This is a genomic window from Streptomyces acidicola (assembly GCF_009377235.1).
In the GTDB taxonomy this organism is placed as follows: domain Bacteria; phylum Actinomycetota; class Actinomycetes; order Streptomycetales; family Streptomycetaceae; genus Streptomyces; species Streptomyces acidicola.
On sequence record NZ_VMNX01000485.1, the window covers coordinates 1 to 2,069 of the forward strand.

The following is a 2,069-nucleotide window of genomic DNA, read 5'->3' on the forward strand; positions in this document are numbered from 1 at the left end:
AGCGCTGGGCGGCGGCGAGGGATTCCTGGGCTGCCGCCGTGATGTTGTCGGCAGTGAAGCCGAACTCGCGGAAGAGGACCTTGCCGTCGGCCGAAGCGCCGAAGTGCTCCAGCGAAACGATGCGGCCCGCGTCCCCGACGTAACGGTGCCAGGTCAGTCCGATCCCGGCCTCGACCGCCACCCGCGCGGTGACAGCCGGTGGCAGGACGCTGTCCCGGTACCCCTGGTCCTGCTCCTCGAACCACTCCACGGACGGCATGGACACCACCCGCGTCGGCACACCCGCGGCCTGCAACTGCTCACGCGCCTCGACCGCCAGATGCACCTCGGAGCCGGTCGCGATCAGGATGACCTGAGGTTCGGTGCTCTGCCCGGCGGCGGTTTCGGCGTCGAAGAGGACGTAACCGCCCTTGGCCGTGCTCTCGTTGGGCTCGTACACCGGTACGCCCTGACGGGTCAGTGCCAGGCCGTGCGGGGCGCCCTTGCCGAACTCCTTGGTGTACCGGCGGAGGATCTCGCGCCAGGCGATGACCGTCTCGTTCGCATCCGCGGGGCGCACCACGTTCAGGCCCGGGATGGCGCGCAGCGAGGCGAGGTGTTCGACGGGCTGGTGGGTGGGGCCGTCCTCGCCCAGGCCGATGGAGTCGTGCGTCCACACATACGTCACCGGCAGGTGCATCAGCGCCGACAGGCGCACCGCGTTGCGCATGTAGTCGGAGAAGACGAGGAAGGTGCCGCCGTAGATGCGGGTGTGGCCGTGCAGGGCGATCCCGTTCATCTCCGCGGCCATCGCGTGCTCACGGATACCGAAGTGGATCGTCCGCCCGTACGGGTTCGCCTCCGGCAGCGGGTTGCCGGCCGGGAGGAACGAGGACGTCTTGTCGATGGTGGTGTTGTTGGAGCCGGCGAGGTCGGCGGAGCCGCCCCACAGCTCCGGGATCACCGCGCCGAGCGCCTGGAGGACCTTGCCCGACGCGGCACGCGTGGCAACCCCCTTGCCCGGCTCGAACACCGGCAGCCGCCCCTCCCAGCCCTCGGGCAGTTCACCGGAGCTGATCCGGTCGAACTCCGCGGCACGGCCGGGGTGGTTGGTGCGCCATTCCTGGAGCTGCTTCTCCCACTGAGCGCGGGCCTCACGGCCGCGTTCGCCCAGCTCGCGGGTGTGGGCGAGGACCTCGTCCGCGACCTCGAAGTGCTGCCCGGGATCGAAGCCCAGGACGCGCTTGGTGGCCGCGACCTCTTCCTCACCCAAAGCGGAGCCGTGCGCGGCCTCGGTGTTCTGCGCGTTCGGGGCGGGCCAGGCGATGATCGACCGCATCGCGATGAACGACGGCCGGTCCGTGACCGCCTTCGCCTCCTCGACCGCCGCGAACAGGGCAGCCGGGTCGAGGTCACCGTCCGGCTTCGGCTCCACCCGCTGCACATGCCAGCCATACGCCTCATACCGGGCCACGACATCCTCGGACACGGCCGTCTCCGTGTCGCCCTCGATCGAGATGTGGTTGTCGTCCCACAGCAGCACCAGACTGCCCAGCCCCTGATGCCCGGCCAGCGACGACGCCTCCGCGGAGATCCCCTCCTGCAGACACCCGTCCCCCGCCACCACGAACACGTGGTGATCGAACGGGGAAGTACCCGGCGCGGCGTCCGGATCGAACAGGCCCCGCTCGTACCGGGCGGCCATCGCCATACCCACCGCGTTCGCCACCCCCTGCCCCAACGGGCCGGTCGTGGTCTCCACACCCGCCGTGTGCCCGTACTCCGGATGCCCCGGCGTCTTCGAACCCCACGAACGGAAAGCCTTCAGATCATCCAGCTCCAGACCGAAACCGCCCAGGAACAACTGGGTGTACAGCGTCAGCGACGAGTGCCCCGCGGACAGCACGAACCGGTCACGGCCCGCCCACTGCGGATCAGCGGGGTCATGCCGCATCACCTTCTGGAACAAGGTGTACGCGGCAGGCGCAAGGCTCATCGCCGTACCCGGATGGCCGTTACCGACCCTCTGGACGGCATCGGCGGCCAAAACGCGGGCAGTATCGACGGCCCGCGTGTCCAACTCGGTCCAC

General features: G+C 69.7%; 1 protein-coding gene. It reads right to left on the reverse strand.

Going from position 1 to position 2,069, the window contains the following annotated elements; translation table 11 throughout:
* Positions 1-2,069, reverse strand: a 2,069-nt coding sequence (gene tkt, locus FPZ41_RS46220) for a transketolase (protein ID WP_152870855.1), incomplete at both ends; no start/stop codon positions are given.